This window comes from Streptomyces sp. NPDC089424 (assembly GCF_044749345.1).
In the GTDB taxonomy this organism is placed as follows: domain Bacteria; phylum Actinomycetota; class Actinomycetes; order Streptomycetales; family Streptomycetaceae; genus Streptomyces.
In genome coordinates this window covers 846206-864179 of record NZ_JBIVHU010000002.1, presented here as the reverse complement: position 1 = coordinate 864179, position 17974 = coordinate 846206, and the positions used below count along the sequence as shown (strand labels likewise).

The window sequence follows — 17974 nt, the reverse complement described above, 5'->3', positions numbered from 1 at the left end:
CCCTCCGTGGAACGCGTCGTTCAATTCACAGGCCCCCGCCAGGTGGAGGTTGCCGAGCACGACAGAGCCGATCTGCCGCCCGGACACCTCCGCGTCCGCACCCGCTACTCGGGCATCTCCGCCGGTACCGAGCTGACGGCCTACCGCGGCACCAATCCGTATCTGACGCGGACCTGGGACCCCGAGGCGCGGCTGTTCCGCGACGGCGCGGCCGGCATCGAGTACCCGGTGGCCGGCTGGGGCTACTCGGAGGTGGGCGAGGTCGTCGAGGTCTCCCCGGAGCTGGAGGGCACCCCCGGGCTGCCCCGGCCCGGCGACCTGGTGTGGGGCATCTGGGGTCACCGCAGCGAGGGCGTGGTCCCGGCCGAGCGCATGATCGGCCACACGCTGCCCGCGGGCCTGGAGCCGCTGGCCGGCGCCTTCGCCCGGGTCGGCGCCATCGCGTACAACGCCGTGCTCGCCGGAGACATCCACGTCGGCGAGGACGTCGCCGTGTTCGGGCAGGGCGTCATCGGACTGCTCACCACGCGCCTCGCGCAGCTCAACGGCGCCCGCGTCACCGCGGTCGACGCGCTCGACGGCCGCCTGGAGACCGCCAAGCGGTACGGCGCCCACACCACCCTCAACGCCCGCACCGACGCCGTCGCCGAACGCATCCGCGAGGCCACCGCCGGACTCGGCGCCGACCTCGCCATCGAGATCAGCGGTGTCTACCCCGCCCTGCACGACGCCCTGCGCTCCGTGGCCGTCGGCGGCCGCGTGGTCGCCTCCGGCTTCTACCAGGGCGACGGCATCGGCCTGCGCCTGGGTGACGAGTTCCACCACAACCGCGTACAGCTCATCTGCTCCCAGATCGGCGGCGTGCCCCCGCAGCTGTCCGGCCGCTGGACGGTCGAGCGTCTGCAGCAGACCTTCCTGCGGCTGGTCGCCGAGGGACAGGTGGACGTCACCTCCCTGGTGAGCCACGTGGTCCCGGCCGCCGAGGCCGCCGACGCGTACGTGCTGCTGGACGAGCGCCCCGCGCAGGCGCTGCAGGTCGTCCTGGAATTCTGAGAGCTCTGAAAGGCCCCCTCATGCTCAAGACCGCCGTCCAGGAGCAACTCCTGCCCGGAGACACCCTGCAGGCCAAGTGGGACTTCGCCCAGCAGGCCGGCTACGACGCCATCGAACTGCGCGGCAAGGGCGACCTGGACTTCGCCGCCCGCCGCGACGAACTCCGCCAGGCCCGGAAGGACGGTGTGGTCATGCCCACCGTCTGCGTCGACATGCTGCACTTCCTCGGCGCCTTCGACGACGCGCAGCGCCGCGACGCGATCGTCCAGATGAAGTCCCAGCTCACCGTGATCGCCGAGATCGGCGGCCTGGGCGCCCAGACCCCCGCCTCGTACGGGATGTTCTCGCGCCGCCTGCCGCCCTTCGTGCCCCCGCGCACCGAGGAGGAGGACCGCGAGGTCCTGCTGGCCGGACTGACCGAGCTCGGCGAGCACGCCCGCAAGGAGGGCGTCGTCCTCTTCCTGGAGCCCCTCAACCGGTACGAGGACCACATGGTCAACCGGCTCGACCAGGCCGCCGACCTGATTCGCGCGACCGGTCTGGACTCCGTGCGGATCGGCATCGACAGCTACCACATGAACATCGAGGAGAGCGACCCCGCCGCCGCGATCCTCGCCCACGCCGACGTCATCGGCCACGCCCAGGTCTCCGACTCCAACCGCTTCCAGCCCGGCGCCGGACACCTCGACTGGCCCGCCTGGCTCGGCGCCCTGCACACCATCGGCTACGACGGCTACCTGGCCCTGGAGTGCCGCCTGACCGGCGACCCGGTCGACGCCGTCCGCTCCGTTCCCGCCTTCCTCAAGAGGTCCGGCGCGTGAGCTCCCTCCTGGACCGACCCGCGCCCACCGCCGCCGCACACCTGACACTGCGGCGCGGTGCGGCGCGGGTCCTGATCGACAACTGGACCGGTACCTCCACCGTTCCCTCCCGCACCCTCTACCCCCACCAGTGGAGCTGGGACTCCGCCTTCATCGCCATCGGCCTGCGGCACCTGTCGGTGCGCCGCGCGCAGCAGGAGCTGGAGTCCCTGCTCGCCGGGCAGTGGGCCGACGGGCGCATCCCCCACATCCTGTTCAACCCCGCGCTGCCGCACGACGCGTACTTCCCGAGCCCCGACTTCTGGCGGTCCTCGCACGCCGGCCGCGCGGCCGGCGCCCCGTCGGCACCCGAGACCTCCGGCATCGTCCAGCCGCCGGTGCACGCCCTCGCCGCCTGGCTCGTGCACCGGGCGGACACCGGCGAGTCGCGGCGCCGGGGCTTCCTGGCCCGTGTCTACCCCCGGCTCGCCGCGTGGCACGAGTACCTCCTGACCCGCCGCGACCTCGGCGGCGGGGGACTGGCGGCCGTCGTCCACCCGTGGGAACCCGGCATGGACAACAGCCCCTGCTGGGACCCGCCCCTGCAACGCGTCACGCCCAGCCCGCCCGACAGCTTCCAGCGCGCGGACCTGGACCACGGACACCCCGCCGACCGTCCCACCGACCTCGACTACGGCCGCTACGTCCGCCTCGCGACCGACTACCGGGAGGCGGGCTACGACGACCGCGCGGCCCCGCACGGCTTCGCCGTGGAGGACCCCGGCTTCAACGCCCTGCTGATCGTGAGCGAGTGGGCGCTGGCCGAGATGGCCCGGGACCTCGGCGTCACCGGCGAACCCCACACCTCGCGGGCCGAGGCACTTACCCGGCGGCTGGTGGACCGGCTCTGGGACGCCGAGGCAGGCCTGTTCCGCGTGCGTGACCTGGGCAGCGACACCCTGATCGACGAGCGGAGCGTCAGCGGGCTCGTCCCGCTGGTCGTCCCGCATCTGCCGCCCGGCGTCGTCGCCGGCCTGCGCGAGACGCTCGGCGGCCCGCACTTCACGGCGCCGGCCACCTCGCTGGTGCCCAGCTACGACCTGACCGGCCACGCCTTCGCGCGCACCCGGTACTGGCGCGGGCCGGCCTGGTTCAACACGGCCTGGCTGATCGAGCGCGGGCTGCGCGTCCACGGCCACCACGCGGACGCCGAACGCCTGCGCCAGGGCTTCCTCGCCGAGGCGGGGAAGTCCGAGTTCGCCGAGTACGTCGACCCGACCACCGGCGCCGCGCGCGGGACCCGGCACTTCTCCTGGACCGCCGCCCTTACCCTCGACCTGCTGTGCGCCGACCCCGAGGAGAGCACCTCATGACCGCGGCCGACACCCGCGTCCAGCTGGTCCGCGACGCCACCTTCGCCCGCCTCGACAGCGAGGGCGGCATCACCGGCACCCGCGGCAGGACGCCCGACGGCGTGTTCGTGCGTGACGGCCGTCACCTCAGCCGCTGGCAACTCACCGTCGACGGCACCACGCCCACGGCCCTGGTGCCGGCCACGGCGGAGACGGACGACACCGCCACCGGCGTCCTGACCCCCCAGGGCACCCGCGACAACCCGCCCGCCTTCACCGTCTTCCGGCGGCAGAGCGTCGCCGCGGGAACGCTGACGGAGCACCTGCGTCTGGTGAGCAACCGCCCCGACCCGGTGACCGCCCGCGTCGACCTCACCGTCGACGCCGACTTCGCCGACCTGTTCGAGCTGCGCGCGGACGACCGCCACTACCCGAAGCCCGGCGCCCGGTACGAGACCCGGCCCACCGGCGAAGGCCTGCGCTTCGACTACCGGCGCGGCGACTGGCACGCCCGCACCACCGTCACGGGCAGCCCGGCCCCCGACGCCACGGAGCCCGCGGGGACGGCCGCGGACTCCACCGCGCACACCCTGACCTGGCACCTGGAACTGGACGGCCACGGTCAGGCCGAACTCCACCTGACCGTGCGCGCCGAGCCGCACGGCCCGGCGGTCCGCGCCCCGGCCGCGTCGGACCCGCCCCGGCGGACGGCCGCACCGGCGGACGACTTCACCCGCACCTGCGAACGCGGGCTGGCCGACGTGGACCTGCTGACCGTCCCGGTCACGGGAGTCGACGGCGAGGAGGTGTACGTCCCCGCCGCCGGCATCCCGTGGTTCCTCACCCTGTTCGGCCGCGACTCCCTGCTGACGTCGTACTTCCTGCTGCCCTACCGGCCGGAGACGGCCGCCGCCACGCTGAGCGCGCTCGCCGCGACCCAGGGCGTGGACCACGACGCCTTCAGCGGCGAGCAGCCCGGACGGATCGTCCACGAGACCCGCCACGGCGAACTCGCCCACTTCCGCCAGATCCCCTACGGCCGCTACTACGGCGCCGTCGACGCCACCCCCCTGTTCCTGGTCCTCCTGCACGCCCACCACGAGGCGACCGGCGACCGCGCCCTGGCCGTCCGTCTGGAGCAGCACGCCCGGCGGGCCGTCGACTGGATGCTCACCGACGGCGGCCTGGACAAGCACGGCTACCTCGTCTACACCCCCGACCCCGGCGGCCTGGTCAACCAGAACTGGAAGGACTCCGCGGGCGCGATCTGCTTCACCGACGGCACCCAGGCCGAAGGCCCGATCGCGGTCTCGGAGGCCCAGGGCTACGCCTACGACGCACTCGTGCGCACCGCGGCACTCGCCCAGGACGTCTGGGGGGACGAGGCGTACGCGCTCCGCCTGCGGGAGGCCGCCGCCCGGCTGCGCGGCCGCTTCCTGACGGACTTCTGGATGCCGGGGGCCGACTTCCCCGCCCTCGCCCTGGACGGGGCGGGCCGCCAGGTCGACGCCCTCGCGTCCGACGCGGGACACCTGCTGTGGTCCGGCATCCTCGACACGGACCACGCCCACCGCGTGGGCCGGCGCCTGCTGGAGGCGGACTTCTTCTCGGGCTGGGCCATCCGCACCCTGGCCGCCGGACAGCAGCCGTACCACCCGCTGTCCTACCACCGCGGCAGCGCCTGGCCGCACGACAACGCGGTCATCGCCCTCGGGCTGGCCCGCTACGGGCTCACCGATGAGGTCGCCACGGTCGCCGAGGGACTCCTCGCGGCGGCGGCCCGGCACGACCACCGCCTGCCCGAGGTCATCGCCGGCTACGCCCGCTCCGGCACCGCGGGCCCCGTGCCCTACCCCCACTCCTGCTCACCCCAGGCATGGGCGGCCGCCACCCCGCTCGCCCTGCGGACGGCGTTGCAGCAGGCGTGACGCCACGGAAGTGGCTGCCGTGTGGTGTGGATCACTTGCCCTAGGCTCGCTGCGGAACCGGAACACGCAGCGTCGGAGGGCGGGGCGCCATGCTCGCCGTAGCGGTCATCGCGGGGATTCTGTTCGTCTGGTCGCTGCTCGCGCACCGGCTCTCCCGCTGGAGCATCACGGCGCCCCTCGCCATGATCGCGGCGGGCGTCGCGATGACCGCCGGGCCGCATCCGCCGCTCCGCTTCGACCTCGACACGGAAGTGTTCGAGCACGCGGTGGAGGTGATCCTCGCCCTGCTTCTCTTCGTGGACGCGGTCGAGGTGCCCGGGTCGGTGATCAGGCGGGAGAGGGGGCTGTTCGTACGCCTGCTGTCCGTGGCGCTGCCCCTCACGCTGTGCGCCGCCTTCCTCACCGGGTACCTCCTCTTCCCGGACCAGCCGGCCTGGCTGCTCGCCGTCCTCGCGACCGTCGTGGTCCCGCTGGACCTCGCCCCGGCCGCCGCCGTCGTCCGTGACCGCAGGATCCCGTCCCGGCTGCGGGACCTCCTGAACGTAGAAGGAGGGCTCAACGACGGCGTCGTCTCACCGGTGTTCCTCCTGTGCATCGCCATCGGCGTCGAGTCACGCGGAGCCGACGCCGACTACCTCGACGCCCTGCTGACGGCGGTGGTGGCATCCGCCTGGGCACTCGCCACGGGCGCGGCGGTGGGCTGGGCGAGCGGTCGGCTGCTGCGCGGCTCCTGGGCGCACGGCTGGACCACACCGACGGCCGTCAGGCTGGGCGTCCTGGCCGTCCCCCTGATCGCCTACGCCTTCTCGGTGGCCGTGGGAGGGAACGGCTTCGTCGCCTCGTTCGTGGCGGGCGTGTGCTTCGCCCCGGCGATGCGGCATCTCCCCGGCACCGCGGTGGAGATGACCGAGGATCTGGTGACCCTCCTGACCCTCGCCCTGTGGTTCCTGTTCGGCCAGATCGTCAACAGCGTGTTCGCGCACGGCCTTCAGGTCTCCGTGTTCGTCTACGCGCTGCTCGCCGTGACCCTGGTGCGCGTGGTCCCCGTGCTGATCGCCCTGGCGGGCACGGGCATGAACCCCGCCGACAAGCTGTTCCTCGGCTGGATGGGCCCGCGGGGCGTGACGTCCATCGTGTTCGGATCGCTGGCGATCATCGACGTCCCGGAGCGCTACGACGACGTCATCGCCAAGGTGATGGTGATGACCGTCCTGGTCAGCATCGTGCTGCACGGTCTGAGTTCCGAACCGGTGGCCCGGCTCTACGCGAGGCCCGGCGGGGTCGGTGCCCTGTGGCGCGGGCGACCGCCGGGGTCCTCCTGACGCCCGAGGGCCGGCGGGCCGGCGGCCGCGACCTCCTCCCCTGTGGGAGGCCGCGCCCGTCGGCCCGCCGTGGCCGGTGCCAGGTCAGCACTCGCCGCGCCATGTCACCTTGGTGAAGACGGCGTTGGCGCCGAAGCTCCGGGAGAATTCGCCCGGCCCGGGGTTGAAGTGGAGGCAGTCGGAGAAGCGTCCGCCGTCCTCCCAGCCCCACTCGACCTGGATGTGGTCGTAGCCGGGGAACGGGTTGCCGTTGTTGAAGAGGGACATGCCGACCGCCCTGCCCGACCAGTTGGCGTCCGACTTCAGCACCAGCCGGCCCCGCTCCATGATGTCGGAGTAGATGCAGAAGTAGCCCTTGGGGCATCCCGGCGGGTTGGGCGCCGCCGAGGCCGCCGGCGCCGTGCCCAGCACACCCGCGACAGCCGCCACCGCGGCCAGGGCTCCGAGTACACGCTTGCCCATCGCTGTTCTCCCTCACATGAAGGTCGTCCCGCCAAGTCGTCTCCCCCGGGGGACGGCGCGCCGGTTCACGTCGTATGAGCCGCGCGCCGTCCCGTTCGGCGGGTCAGCAGACGGGCACCCCGGGCACCTGGTTCTCCGGCACGCTGAGGTAGATGTTGGTCATGTAGCCGTTGTACTGCGGCAGATAGGCCCACCAGTCGTTGACGTAGGGCGGCACGCTGACCTGCTGGCCGCGCTTCTGGCAGCCGACCAGGACCTCGACGCCGGCCGGCAGCGTCGTGAGCGGGCCGGAGGTGGTCGTCGCCTGGGTGCGGACACGGACCCCCGAACCCCAGGTGCCGACCCAGGTACCGGCCGGGCGGGTGGCGCCGGGAACGTTCAGCGAGCGGGTCAGGCGCCCGACGTCCGAATACGCCTTGCCGTAGGACGTACCGCTCGGGTGCAGGGTGTAGACGACCACGATGGAGCGGTCGCCCGCGCCCACCACGCCCGTCGTGTGCAGCGCGGGACGCGCGAGGTCGACGGCGTCGGCCCCCGCCGGGGTCCGGGCACCCGGGTCCGCCGCCGGACCGGCGTGCGGCTCCTTCGCGGCCGTCCCGGCCGCCGCGGCCGGTGCCGTGCACCCACCGGAACTGAAGCCCGACCAGCCCTGCTTGACGGCCCAGGGCCGGTTGAAGGAGCCGGCGATGCCGAAGTGCTGGTCGTAGCCGTCGGTGGCGCAGCGTGTGGACTGGCGCAGGTTGCCGAGCAGATAGTCACCCACCGCCGCGGGAGCGGAGTCCAGCAGGTAGCGGTAGATCTTCACGGTGTCGCGGGCCGAGAGCGCCGTGTAGCCCCAGAAACCGGGGTGCGTGGCCGGCGGCCGGGCGGTGTCCGTCAGGCCGAGACGAGGGATCATCCGGTCGATGATCGCGCCCCCGCCGTTGTTCGCCCAGAACGTGCTCGCGGCCGCGTCGTCGCTGCCGCGCAGCATCGAGTCGATCCTCGCCCGGTCGGCGGCCGGCAGGGAGTCGGGGGTGCGGTTCCACAGGACGTCGAGGGCGATCAGCAGCTTCACCACGGACGCCGACCGGAACTGCCCCGCGGTGTTCAACTGCTCGGTGAACGCGCCGGTCTGCCGGTCGAAGACGGCGACACCCGCCGTCACCCCGGCCGGCACCTCGACCTGGACCGCCGCGGGCGGCGCGGAGGCCTCGGCGGAGGCGGCGGTCGCGGTGGTGCCCACGAGCGCCGCCAGGGCGGCGGCACACACACCGGCGTGCACCACGCGACGACGGGCGGACCGGGCCAGGCGCCCGCCACGTGCGCTGTTCAGAGTCTTCATGGTCATCCTCAGGTCGGGTGGTGGTGCGTCGCTCGCACCATCGGCAGGACGGCGCCGCGCGCCGCGCCGTATGAGGACCGGGCCCCCCGGGAGCAGGACGGGGCCGAAAGACCACGATCCGCCCCGGCTCTCATACGACGACCCGCCCTCCACCGTCCCCCGGGTACGGGCCGGGGGCCGCCACCACCCGCGGGGGACGGCGCCCCTGGCCCGGCACGCACCCATCCGGCCCTGCCCGGGCCCGACCCCTCCGGGAGAGCACCCATGTCCCAGCGCAGAACCCGCCTCGCCGCGGCCGGCCTCGCCGCCGGCGCAGCGCTCACCCTGTGCGCCACCACCGGCACCGCCCACGCGGGCGCCGCCGGCTTCTACGTCTCGTTGCAGACGAACAGCAACGTCCGCTCGGCGCCCAGCACACAGAACGTGCCGGTGCTCAACACCGGCTCCACCAGGGACCGCTATTACATGGACGGGGTCTGCTACGTGCACGGCCAGCCGGTCACCGCGGGCGGCTACCACACGGACGTCTGGTACCGCGGCACCGTCCACGACGGCGTCGACCTGTCCAAGGGCCCCTACCGGAACGTCTGGGCCTGGGGCGGCAACGTCAACGTCGGCCAGGACCCGGCCGACTCCGTGGACCTCTGCCGGAACTGACGGCGAGTGCGGAACCGCATGCCGATGCCCCTGGGACCACGGTCGTGGTCCCAGGGGCATCCGGCTGTGTGCGGCGGGTGCGAGGCTCAGCAGGTCGGCAGACCCGCGTCGCGCTCGTCGTTCCCGCCCCCGACGAGGAAGATCTCGCTCATGTAGGCCGACGGCGCCATGCCCACCGCGGGGGTCTTCACCCACCAGGTGTGCCAGTAGCCGCCGTACTCCGCGCGGCCGCCCTTGACCTGGCACAGCACCCTCAGCCACCCGCTGTCGGGCGATGTGGCGATGACGTCGGCCTGCTGGTCGGGCCGGGCGCGCAGATTGACGTTCGAGCCCCAGATCGGGCACCGGTAGGTGCCCGGGTAGTCGGGGTCGGGGGTGCAGGGCGCCGCGTCGGCGGCCTGCGCGGACGTGGTGAGGCCGGGCGTGAGGAGGGCCGCGGCGGCCAGGACGACCGCCGCGACACCCTTCCCACCGGCCCGGAGGCCGGTCAGCATGCACGCACCCCCGGCAGCCAGGCGTCGGGGTGGTCGATGTAGATGTTGCTCACGTAGCCACCGAGGCCGGGGATGTAGGACCAGGCGTCGTTGCTGTAGCCCTCCGCGTTGACCAGGTCACCGCGCTTCTGGCACTCGACGAAGACCGCCGTCGGCCCGGTCAGCGTGCGCACCACCGCCGCGTTCAGCCGGGCGTCGGCCCGCACCCGGACACTGGTGCCCCAGGTGGTGAAGTTGGTGCCGGGCGTGCCGCTGCCCGGCGTGCACGGCAGGCTCACCCCACGCGCCGCCAGGTACGCCACCGGGTCCGAGCCGCGGGTGCTGGACGTGGAGCTGTGCGCCTCGAAGTGCAGGTGCGGGCCCGTGGACTGGCCCTCGGAGCCCATGCGCGCGATCAACTGACCGCCGCCGACCCGCTGGTTCACGGAGACCAGGCGCTCGTACATGTGGCCGTACTCGGTGACCGTGCCGTCGTCGTGCCGGATGCGGATCCACTGACCGTAGCCGCTGGCGGTGCCGGAGACGATGACGGTACCGGGACCGGCGGAGTAGATCGGCGTACCGCGGTTGTTGGCGATGTCGACGCCGTCGTGACCGGAGTGGTAGCCCTGGGTGACGGTTCCGGCGGTCGGGCAGGAGCCGGTGTAGGCGGCGGGCGCCGCGGGCGGCGCGGCGTCGGCCGCGCCGGCCGTGAGCGGGACCAGCCCGGCCGCGGCGACCGTGGCGACGAGCATGCCGAGGGACTTGGGACGCTTGAGTGCGCGCATGACGAGTTCTCCTCCGTGCGGAAAGGGTGGTGGGGTTGGGTTCACTGGTCCGGGCCGCGCCCGTGGATCAGCAGGTCGGGACTCCGGGCAACCAGGCCTCGGGAGCGTCGATGTAGATGTTGGAGATCCAGGCCCGGTACTTCGGCAGATACGACCAGCCGTCGTTGCTGTAGCCCTCGGCGTGGACCATCTCGCCATGCGCCTGGCACTGCACGTCGACCGCGGTCGGGCCGGGCAGACGGATCACGGGAGGCTTTCCGGTGCCGGGCTCCGGGCGCAGGCCCACCTGGGTGCCCCAGGTCATGAAGCGCTTGGTGCCGGCCGGCGGCTGCTCGCCGCCCGCGATCCGCAGGGCGCCCGCGTACTGGGCGTTGAGCCGCACGTCGCTGACCATCACGAGCGTTCCCGACTCACGGGCCTCGACCATCTTGCCGCCACCGAGGTAGATGGCGATGTGGTGGACGCTGCCCAGGTTCGCCGGGTTCGAGCCCCACAGCAGCAGGTCGCCCGGCTGCAACGGGCCGAGGCCCTCGTCGCGGCCGAACCGCGCGGTGGCGCCGCTCCACTGTGCCTGGTTCCAGGAACCCTCGGGCAGGGCGATTCCGGCTCCCTGCCAGGCCGCGTACTGCACCAGGTGCGAGCAGTCGAAGCCCTTCACCTGGCTGTCGTGGGCGCCGGGCCCGCCGCCGGGGTAGTCCTGGCCGTACGTGGGACCGTGGATGGAGCCGCCGCCCCACGAGTAGGGCACCCCGATCTGGGAGCAGGCGGCGTCGACGATCGCCTGCGCCTGGGCGGAAGCGTCCGCCAGGGCGCGGCAGTCGGCGGCGGCCACGGTCTTCGACGGAGCCGGTGACGACGTGGCCAGCGCCGTCCCGGTACAGGTCAGCGTGGTGGCGAGCAGCAGTCCTCCTGCCACCGCCAATGTGCGGTTGGTGCGGCGCATGCGGGTCCCCCTGAGGTGGTTCGGGCGCTGTGCGGATGAGTCGGGTACGGACGAGTGGTGTACGGGCGTGCGGTCCGGGGACGAGCCCAGGGTCCGCGGGCCCGCGGCGGGTCGGTCGGGGCCCGGCGGTCGGTCGGTCCGCCTCGGGCCGCCGGTCACGCCGTGGGCGTGGGCCGCGCGGTCCCTCGGGCCTTCGTGGTGGAGACGGACGCCGCGGCCGGTTCGTATGCGTCGAGCGCGGCACGGATCTTGGCGAGTCCGCGCATCCGGTTGCGCTGCACCGTGCCTCGGTGGGCGCCCAGGCGTTCACCCGCCATGTCGTGGGTCAGACCCTCGATGTCGACCAGGATCACGGCGGCCGCCTCCTTCGGGGAGAGCCCGCGCAGCAGCGCGGTCGCCACCGCCTCGGCCTCCCGGCTGGCGAAGCCGCCGTCCCAGCTCCGCTCCGGCAGCCGGTCGGTGGAACGCTCCTGCCGCGAGGGGTGCCGCCACTGGTCGCGCAGCAGGTTCAGCGCCGCGGCGCAGGTGTAGGCGTACGGCTGCTGCTGCCGCACCAGGGTGCGGGCGCGCGCCCGCCGGGAGAGCCTCAGATACGTCTCCTGCAGCAGGTCGTCGGCGTCGTGCGGGTTGCCGGTCAGGGCCAGCAGGCGGCGCCGCAGCCTCGGCATCACGGCGGTGAAGGCCTCGTCGAACTCGGCCGCGGTCATGTGCTGGTCGAGGGTCGCCGTGCCCGTGTCCGTGGTCTGCGCGGTCAGGGACGACTTGTTCGTCATCGTCGGTGCGATGCAGCTGCTTTCCATGGTGTTCCCCCGGGGTCCGTCCGTCTCGTACTGCGGTGGGTGTGGCGGTGGGTGTGTGTCTGCCGTCGGGCCGCCGCGTCACGGCCTTGGCAGCGTGGCGGGCCCGTACTTGGCCGAGGGCGCCGCGGTCATCAGCGCCCAGTACCGGTCCCCGTGGGACCAGTGCCACCACTCCGTCGGGTAGTTGACGAAGCCCGCCGCCGTCATCGCACGGCTCATCACCGCCCGGTTGGCGCGGGCCTCCGCGTCGAGGCCCGCCGCGCCGGTGCGGCAGCGTCCCTCGCTCTCCTCGGGGGTGGCGTTGACCTCGGTGCCCAGCGGGAGTTCGGCGCCGTCCGCGGTGCACAGCGTCAGGTCCACCGCGCCGCCGCTGACGTGCGGGGCGACCTCGGGAGGCGAGATGTACGCGCTGGCCAGCTCCCGGATCCGGTCCGGCCGTGCGTCCGGGTGGGCGGCGCGCAGGGTGGTCGCGTACTCGTCGAAGTAGCGGCGCTGCAGGGCGGCCGGCCGGAAGCCCTCCACCATCAGCAGGCGGATGCCCGGGGGCAGCGCGTCCTGGGCGATCAGGAGCCGGCGCAGGACGCCGGCCCTGACATGCGCGTACGAGCCGTCGCCGTCGGCCTGCCGGGTGTCGACCCGCAGCGCGTCGACCTCCCGGACGTCGGCCAAGGGCTCGCCGTTGTCGGCGACTTGGGTACCGGCCACTCGGTGGTCCGAAAGCAGGATGATGTCCGTCACGCTCACAGCGTGGCGGGGGGCTCTGCAGAAGCTCTGCAGATCCGCTGCATGACCTGATGCATGGTCTGCTGCAGAGCCCCGGGCAGAGCTCCGTCCGGTCGTCCGCGGGGCCGTGGGCGGGTCGCCGGGCAGGGCCGGGACCGCCGCGCGCGGAGCCGGGCAGGGCTGGGACCGCCGCGCGAGGAGCCGGGCAGGGCCGGGACCGCCGAGCGCGGAGCGCTTTCGTGCGAAACGGGCGGCACGCGGAGCGACATGGGCCGAAATGGCCCGTCCGCGCCCCGCGCACCGCCCGCCCCGTGGGCCTGGCGATCGTGCCTGTGCCCCGGGTCGATCAGAAGCAGTCCTCGAAGTTCTGGGAAACTCCGGGAATGGGCTCGTAATTGCCGCCCCCACGCACGTATACGGCGCTGATCCAGCCGCGGGGCCCGCCGGCGTCCACCGCGACCCAGTAATTGTTCTCGTAGGGACCGTCCTTGACGGTGTCACCCGTGCTCTGGCAGTACGCCGTGACGTTCATCCGGCTCACCTTGATCCCGCTGTAGGGCGGGCAGTCGAACGAGGCGCAGGAGCGCATGTTCACGTCGGTCCCCCAGACGTAGACCGTGGTGGTGGCCGCGGCCTGGGGGGCCGGCGCGGCCGCGATCAGGGACACCCCCGCGCCGCAGGCCACGGCCGCGGCGGCCGCCGTGCGGCGCAGTCGGCTGATGCGGTTGGTCGTCTTTCCGGTCATGGAGTCCTCCGTCTGGTCGGTGTGAGGTCGTCGCTGCGCCCGGATGACGGCCCCCGGGTGCGGCCCGTATGCGTCACTTCGAAAACCGCTCATACGGAGGGGTGGTCCGTTCCGTCCCCTGGTGGAAAGTCGGACAGTCTCTTCCGCGAATTGGGAGGAATTCTCACCGGACACCCAGCGATTTTTGGCCACTTTCCGTTCCCACCGCTCTGCCGTGAGAAGAAGGGCAGTGCGGTATGAGGCATGCCTGTCCGCAGGTGCCGGTATGTTGTCCCTGACTCGCGGGAACGTGAATTCGGGGGACAAGGTGGACGTTCGCCTTCTGGGTCCGGTCGAAGTGTCGAGCGGGGGGCAGCGGATTTCGCTGAACGGTGCGAAACCGACAGCGATACTCGCGGCTCTCGTCGTGCACCTGGGCGAAGTCCTGTCCGCCGAACGCCTGGTGGACCTGGTCTGGGAGGAGGAGCCGCCCGCCACCGCGCGGGCGCTCGTCGCCTCGCACGTCTCCGGGCTGCGCCGAGCCCTCGCCGGACGGGAGGGCGGCGACGCGATCCGCACCCGGTCACCGGGCTACGTCGCCGAGTTCCCGCCCTCCGCCGTGGACGCCCGGCGTTTCGAGGACACCTGCGCCGCCGGCCGGGACGCGGCTCTCGACGGGCGCCCCGAGGAAGCCGTCGACATCTTCCAGGGGGCGGTGCGTCTGTGGCGCGGCCAGGACGCGCTGGAAGGACTCGGCCAGGGCTTCGCCCGCGTCGAGGCGATGCGTCTGACGGAACTCCGGCTGGAGGCACAGGAGTTCCGTTTCGCCGCCGAGCTGGACCTGGACCGCCGGACGGATCTCGTAGCCGAACTGGTCGCGCACGTCGCCGCCCACCCCCTGCGGGAGCGCCCGCGCGGCCAGTTGATGACCGCCTTGTTCCGCACCGGCCGGGTGGCCGACGCGCTGCGCTGCTACGACGAGGGCCGCCGGCTGCTCCGTACGGAACTGGGCCTCGACCCCGGACCCGAACTGCGGGCGCTGCACCAGGCCCTGCTCCAAGGGGACATCACGGTGCTCGGGTCCCCGGCGCGCGGCGCGACCGCCCCCGCCGGTCACGGTCCTGCCGCACGCGGCCCCTCCGCACACGGCCCCGCCGGGCCGGGATTCGCGTCCGCCGAGGCGGCGGCGATCCGCCCGGCCGCGGACACGGACGCGCCGCCCCTGCCCCGCCCGCAGCGCTCCCACGACGACACACGACGCCCCGTTCCCTCACAACTGCCCCCGGACGTCGCCGATTTCATAGGGCGCACCGAACAGATCTCCTGGGCGACCGCCCTCCTGGAGCAGGTACGCGATCCGCTGCGCACCGCGCCGCCCGTCGGGGTCATCTCCGGCCGGTCCGGCACCGGCAAGACCGCCCTGGCCGTCCACGTCGGCCACCGCACCGCCGCGCTCTTCCCCGACGGGCAGCTCTTCGTGGACCTGCGCGCCTCGGACTCCGAGCCCGTACGGACCGTCGACGCCCTCACCCGGTTGCTGCGCGCCCTCGGTGCCGACCCGGGCACCGAGGTCCGCGACGAGGAGGAACTCCTCGGCCTGTACCGCACGCACATCGCGCGCCGCCGGGTTCTGCTCATCCTCGACAACGCCGTCAGCGAGGCGCTGCTGAGGCCCCTGCTGCCGCCGGGCGGCGGCTCGGCGGTGCTGATCACCGGCCGTCGCCGGCTGGTCGCCCTGGAAGGCGCCACCCACCTCGATCTGGGCGTGCCCTCCGAACCGGAGGCGCTGGACCTGCTGGCCCGCGTGGCGGGCCCGACCCGCCCCACCTTGGAGCCGGGCCAGGCCGCCGAGATCGTCGCCCTGTGCGGCCGGCTCCCGCTCGCCCTGCGCGTCGCCGGCGCCCGGCTCGCCGCCCGCCCGCACTGGACGCCCGCCCGGCTCGCCGCACGCCTCAAGGACGAACGCCGCCGCCTGGACGAACTCCAGGCGGGCGACCTGGAAGTGCGCGCGAGCCTCGGACTCGGCTACGCCGACCTCGACGCCCAGGATCAGCGCGCCCTGCGCCGTTTGGCCCTGATGGACCTGCCCGACTTCGCCGCCTGGGTGGCCGGACCGCTCCTCGACGTGTCCTCGCACGAGGCGGAGGACGCGGTCGAACGACTCGTCGACTGCCACTTCGTGGAGGTCGTCCGCACCGACGAGACGGGCCGGACCCGCTACCGCATCCACGACCTGGCGCGCGAGCACGCCCGTGAGCGCTGTCTGGCCGACGAGGACCCGCACGAGCGCGAGACGGCCGTCCGACGACTCGTGGAGAGCTGGCTGGGCCTGGCGCGCAGCGCGGCCGCCCGCGGCCCCGGCGGCGCCTCTCGGCTCCTTCCGGGCACCGCCACGCAGGAACCGGCCGACCTGGCGGGCGAGCCGACGGCCTGGTTCGCCGCCGAGCAGCGCTGCCTGCTGGCCGCCGTCACGCACTGCGCGGAGCACGGCATGTCCGACGCGGCCCGTGAACTCGCCGCCGCCCTCATGGCCGCCTCCGCGGCGCTGTACAACCAGTTCGACGCCTGGTCCCGCTCGCACGACGTGGCCCTGGAGGCGGTACGCCGGGGCGGTGACGTGGAGGGCGAGGCCTGGCTGCTGAGCGGACTCGGCCAACTGCGCCTGGAGCAGGACCGCTTCGACGAGGCCCACGCGTTCTTCGCCGCGGCACTGCGGCTGTTCGAGGAGCGGGCGGTGCGCCGAGGGTGCGCGGAAGCACTCTCCGGCATGGGCGCGGCCCGTCGCGAACAGGCCCGGTTCGCGGAGGCGTTGACCCTGCTGACCTCGGCGCTCGAACAGTACCGGGAGCCGGAGGACATCGCGTCCATGGCCCATGTGCTCTACGGCATCGGATGCGTGCACCGGGACCAGGGCCGGCACGAGGAGGCCTGGGAGGCCCTCTCCCAGTCGCACCGGCTGTACGTGACCGCATGGGACCGCCACGGTGAGGCACTGGCACTGCGGGCCCTAGGCCTGTGCCACCGGGCGCGGGGAGACCTGCCCGCCGCGGAGTCGCTGCTGCGCCGGGCGTTGGGCATCTTCGAGGAGACGGACGACGCCTTCGGCGTCATGTACGCGAGTCAGTCGCTGGCCAAGGTCGAGTTCCGGCAGGGCCGGCTGACCGAGGCCCGGGTCCGTCTCGACCGGTGCCTGGAGATCACCCGCGAGCGCCAGGACATGTTCGGCGAGGCCCTCGTCCTGCGCACGCTGGGGGAGTGGCACCTCGCGGCGTCCGAGTGGGAGACCGCGACAGAGACCCTGCGGCAGGCGCTCGGCCTGTGGGAGAAGCTCGCGCTGCCGCTGTGGCGTGCCCGCACCCTGCGCGACCTCGCCCGTGCCGAACTGGCCAAGGGCGCGCCGGCGGCGGGACGCGAGCTTGAGGAGGAGGCGCGGCACATATTCCGCGAACTCGGCAGCCGGGAGGCCATGGAACCCCTGGAGCCCGGCGGCGCCGGTCCGGCCCGCTGAGGCCTCGCGCGGGCGACGCGGCCCGGTGGTCATACGGCGGACGGCCTCCCCCCGTCGCAGGGGTGGACGGCGCGGCACCCCGCCGCCCGCGACCACCGGCGGGAGAGGACCCCACCATGACGGAGACGTCACCAGGGACGGATGTACGCACGCACGAGAACCGCGGGAACCGCGAGATCGGGCAGGGGCGGCGCTCCGCCTTCAGAGGGCTGCGTTCCCTCGCCGGACTCTTCGTGGTCGCCGCCTCGATCCTGCTGTCGTTCGCGCAGCCGGCGGCCGCGCACCCGCCGTCCGGGTCCGTGTACGTGTGGGCCAGCGACGTGCGGGTGCGTAACTGCCAGAGCACGACCTGCGACCTCGCCACCACCGAGCGGCTCACGCGCGTGCGGGTCTCGGCCTACTGCCAGGTGGACAACGGCGCGGAGGGGCGCGTGACCGACGGCCCCTACACCAACACCTACTGGGTCCAGGTCATCACGCCCCGCACCAGGACCCTGGGCTGGATCTCGGCGGTGTACGTCAGCGGCGGCTCCAACAACAGTCCGGTGCCCGGAGCGCCGGTCGACAGCCCCAGCGACCCGACCATCGACTGCGAGTACCCCTGACCCGCACGGAATCCGACGTAATCCGGAGGAAGCATGAATACTGGGCGCCTCGTCAAGGCGATGACCGCCACGGCCCTGACGGCCGGGCTCCTGGCCCTGGCCCCGGCCGCCTCGGCGGCGCCGGAACGGCCCCCCGTCACGACCGTCCGGGCGGACGCGTCGGCGGCCCTGACGTCTGTCTACATCTGGGCGACGAACGTGAACGTCCGTCATGACGGGGCGGACGCGGACTGCGTCTTCTACCCGTCGCGCGCCTCCTGCCCCACCGTCGTCGCGACCGTGTCCCGTACGACGGCAAAGGGCCACTGCCAGCGTGAGGGGGAGACCATCCACGACAGCGGCTACAGCAACCGCTGGTGGACGCTGGTCGAACTGGCGGACGGAAAGATCGGCTGGGTCAACAACATCTACATCCAGGGCGGCGAGAAGATCGCCGGCGTGCCCGACTGCGCCTGGTGACCGGCACGCATTGTTCATGGACATGAACTCAGTTCATGTTCCAAGCCATCGTT

At 73.2% G+C, this 17974-nt stretch carries 17 protein-coding genes; 9 read left to right on the top strand and 8 right to left on the bottom strand.

The window, feature by feature from the left end:
• Positions 1-6: 6 nt before the first annotated feature.
• From ACIP2X_RS11460 to ACIP2X_RS11440, 5 genes are all read left to right on the top strand, one after another.
• Complete coding sequence (locus ACIP2X_RS11460) at positions 7-1053, top strand: zinc-binding alcohol dehydrogenase (RefSeq protein ID WP_401670611.1); 1047 nt, start codon at positions 7-9, stop codon at positions 1051-1053.
• 20 nt (positions 1054-1073) lie between these two features.
• Complete coding sequence (locus ACIP2X_RS11455; protein WP_401670608.1) at positions 1074-1874, top strand: sugar phosphate isomerase/epimerase family protein; 801 nt, start codon at positions 1074-1076, stop codon at positions 1872-1874.
• Positions 1871-3226: an MGH1-like glycoside hydrolase domain-containing protein gene (locus ACIP2X_RS11450; protein ID WP_401670605.1), complete on the top strand. Its 1356-nt coding sequence runs from the start codon at positions 1871-1873 to the stop codon at positions 3224-3226. The genes ACIP2X_RS11455 and ACIP2X_RS11450 overlap by 4 nt, the downstream gene beginning before the upstream one ends.
• Positions 3223-5133 (top strand): glycogen debranching N-terminal domain-containing protein, encoded by a 1911-nt coding sequence (locus ACIP2X_RS11445; protein WP_401670603.1) that lies wholly within the window; start codon positions 3223-3225, stop codon positions 5131-5133. Before ACIP2X_RS11450 ends, ACIP2X_RS11445 begins: the two co-directional genes overlap by 4 nt.
• 89 nt (positions 5134-5222) lie before the next feature.
• Positions 5223-6455 (top strand): cation:proton antiporter, encoded by a 1233-nt coding sequence (locus ACIP2X_RS11440; protein ID WP_401670601.1) that lies wholly within the window; start codon positions 5223-5225, stop codon positions 6453-6455.
• A gap of 84 nt (positions 6456-6539) precedes the next feature.
• On the opposite strand, the gene ACIP2X_RS11435 is transcribed toward ACIP2X_RS11440, so the two are convergent.
• Positions 6540-6917: a hypothetical protein gene (locus ACIP2X_RS11435; RefSeq protein WP_401670599.1), complete on the bottom strand. Its 378-nt coding sequence runs from the start codon at positions 6915-6917 to the stop codon at positions 6540-6542.
• Between the two features lie 103 nt (positions 6918-7020).
• Positions 7021-8241 (bottom strand): hypothetical protein, encoded by a 1221-nt coding sequence (locus tag ACIP2X_RS11430; RefSeq protein ID WP_401670596.1) that lies wholly within the window; start codon positions 8239-8241, stop codon positions 7021-7023.
• A 264-nt stretch (positions 8242-8505) separates the two neighbouring features.
• On the opposite strand from ACIP2X_RS11430, the gene ACIP2X_RS11425 reads away from it, so the two are divergent.
• Positions 8506-8898, top strand: a complete 393-nt coding sequence (locus tag ACIP2X_RS11425) for a hypothetical protein (RefSeq protein WP_401670594.1) — start codon at positions 8506-8508, stop codon at positions 8896-8898.
• Between the two features lie 86 nt (positions 8899-8984).
• On the opposite strand, the gene ACIP2X_RS11420 is transcribed toward ACIP2X_RS11425, so the two are convergent.
• From ACIP2X_RS11420 to ACIP2X_RS11395, 6 genes are all read right to left on the bottom strand, one after another.
• Entirely contained in the window at positions 8985-9392 is a 408-nt protein-coding gene (locus tag ACIP2X_RS11420) for a hypothetical protein (protein WP_401670592.1), read from the bottom strand.
• A complete protein-coding gene (locus ACIP2X_RS11415; protein ID WP_401670589.1) occupies positions 9386-10159 on the bottom strand; it encodes a M23 family metallopeptidase in 774 nt (257 codons plus the stop codon). Before ACIP2X_RS11415 ends, ACIP2X_RS11420 begins: the two co-directional genes overlap by 7 nt.
• Positions 10160-10226: 67 nt before the next feature.
• Positions 10227-11102, bottom strand: coding sequence for a C40 family peptidase (locus ACIP2X_RS11410; RefSeq protein ID WP_401670586.1), 876 nt, complete (start codon positions 11100-11102; stop codon positions 10227-10229).
• A gap of 155 nt (positions 11103-11257) precedes the next feature.
• On the bottom strand, positions 11258-11809 hold the full coding sequence (locus ACIP2X_RS11405; protein WP_401672304.1) for an RNA polymerase sigma factor: 552 nt from the start codon (positions 11807-11809) through the stop codon (positions 11258-11260).
• A 171-nt stretch (positions 11810-11980) separates the two neighbouring features.
• Positions 11981-12640 carry a M15 family metallopeptidase gene (locus tag ACIP2X_RS11400; protein WP_401670583.1) on the bottom strand — a complete coding sequence of 220 codons (660 nt, stop codon included), beginning with the start codon at positions 12638-12640 and terminating at the stop codon, positions 11981-11983.
• Between the two features lie 331 nt (positions 12641-12971).
• Complete coding sequence (locus tag ACIP2X_RS11395; protein WP_401670580.1) at positions 12972-13370, bottom strand: hypothetical protein; 399 nt, start codon at positions 13368-13370, stop codon at positions 12972-12974.
• A gap of 265 nt (positions 13371-13635) precedes the next feature.
• Between ACIP2X_RS11395 and ACIP2X_RS11390 the strand changes: the two genes are divergently transcribed.
• The 3 genes from ACIP2X_RS11390 to ACIP2X_RS11380 all read left to right on the top strand — a co-directional run bounded on the left by ACIP2X_RS11390 (position 13636) and on the right by ACIP2X_RS11380 (position 17921).
• Positions 13636-16857: an AfsR/SARP family transcriptional regulator gene (locus ACIP2X_RS11390; protein WP_401670577.1), complete on the top strand. Its 3222-nt coding sequence runs from the start codon at positions 13636-13638 to the stop codon at positions 16855-16857.
• Positions 16858-16973: 116 nt separating this feature from the next.
• On the top strand, positions 16974-17462 hold the full coding sequence (locus ACIP2X_RS11385; RefSeq protein ID WP_401670575.1) for a hypothetical protein: 489 nt from the start codon (positions 16974-16976) through the stop codon (positions 17460-17462).
• Positions 17463-17495: 33 nt separating this feature from the next.
• Complete coding sequence (locus ACIP2X_RS11380) at positions 17496-17921, top strand: peptidase M23 (protein WP_401670572.1); 426 nt, start codon at positions 17496-17498, stop codon at positions 17919-17921.
• The last annotated feature ends 53 nt before the right edge of the window (positions 17922-17974 follow it).

Coding starts and splice junctions, on each gene's coding strand:
- ACIP2X_RS11455 (WP_401670608.1), top strand. CDS start 1,074: ATGCTCAAGACCGCCGTCCAGGAGCAACTCCTGCCCGGAGACACCCTG.
- ACIP2X_RS11445 (WP_401670603.1), top strand. CDS start 3,223: ATGACCGCGGCCGACACCCGCGTCCAGCTGGTCCGCGACGCCACCTTC.
- ACIP2X_RS11440 (WP_401670601.1), top strand. CDS start 5,223: ATGCTCGCCGTAGCGGTCATCGCGGGGATTCTGTTCGTCTGGTCGCTG.
- ACIP2X_RS11435 (WP_401670599.1), bottom strand. CDS start 6,917: ATGGGCAAGCGTGTACTCGGAGCCCTGGCCGCGGTGGCGGCTGTCGCG.
- ACIP2X_RS11430 (WP_401670596.1), bottom strand. CDS start 8,241: ATGAAGACTCTGAACAGCGCACGTGGCGGGCGCCTGGCCCGGTCCGCC.
- ACIP2X_RS11425 (WP_401670594.1), top strand. CDS start 8,506: ATGTCCCAGCGCAGAACCCGCCTCGCCGCGGCCGGCCTCGCCGCCGGC.
- ACIP2X_RS11420 (WP_401670592.1), bottom strand. CDS start 9,392: ATGCTGACCGGCCTCCGGGCCGGTGGGAAGGGTGTCGCGGCGGTCGTC.
- ACIP2X_RS11415 (WP_401670589.1), bottom strand. CDS start 10,159: ATGCGCGCACTCAAGCGTCCCAAGTCCCTCGGCATGCTCGTCGCCACG.
- ACIP2X_RS11410 (WP_401670586.1), bottom strand. CDS start 11,102: ATGCGCCGCACCAACCGCACATTGGCGGTGGCAGGAGGACTGCTGCTC.
- ACIP2X_RS11405 (WP_401672304.1), bottom strand. CDS start 11,809: ATGACCGCGGCCGAGTTCGACGAGGCCTTCACCGCCGTGATGCCGAGG.
- ACIP2X_RS11395 (WP_401670580.1), bottom strand. CDS start 13,370: ATGACCGGAAAGACGACCAACCGCATCAGCCGACTGCGCCGCACGGCG.
- ACIP2X_RS11390 (WP_401670577.1), top strand. CDS start 13,636: ATGTTGTCCCTGACTCGCGGGAACGTGAATTCGGGGGACAAGGTGGAC.
- ACIP2X_RS11385 (WP_401670575.1), top strand. CDS start 16,974: ATGACGGAGACGTCACCAGGGACGGATGTACGCACGCACGAGAACCGC.
- ACIP2X_RS11380 (WP_401670572.1), top strand. CDS start 17,496: ATGAATACTGGGCGCCTCGTCAAGGCGATGACCGCCACGGCCCTGACG.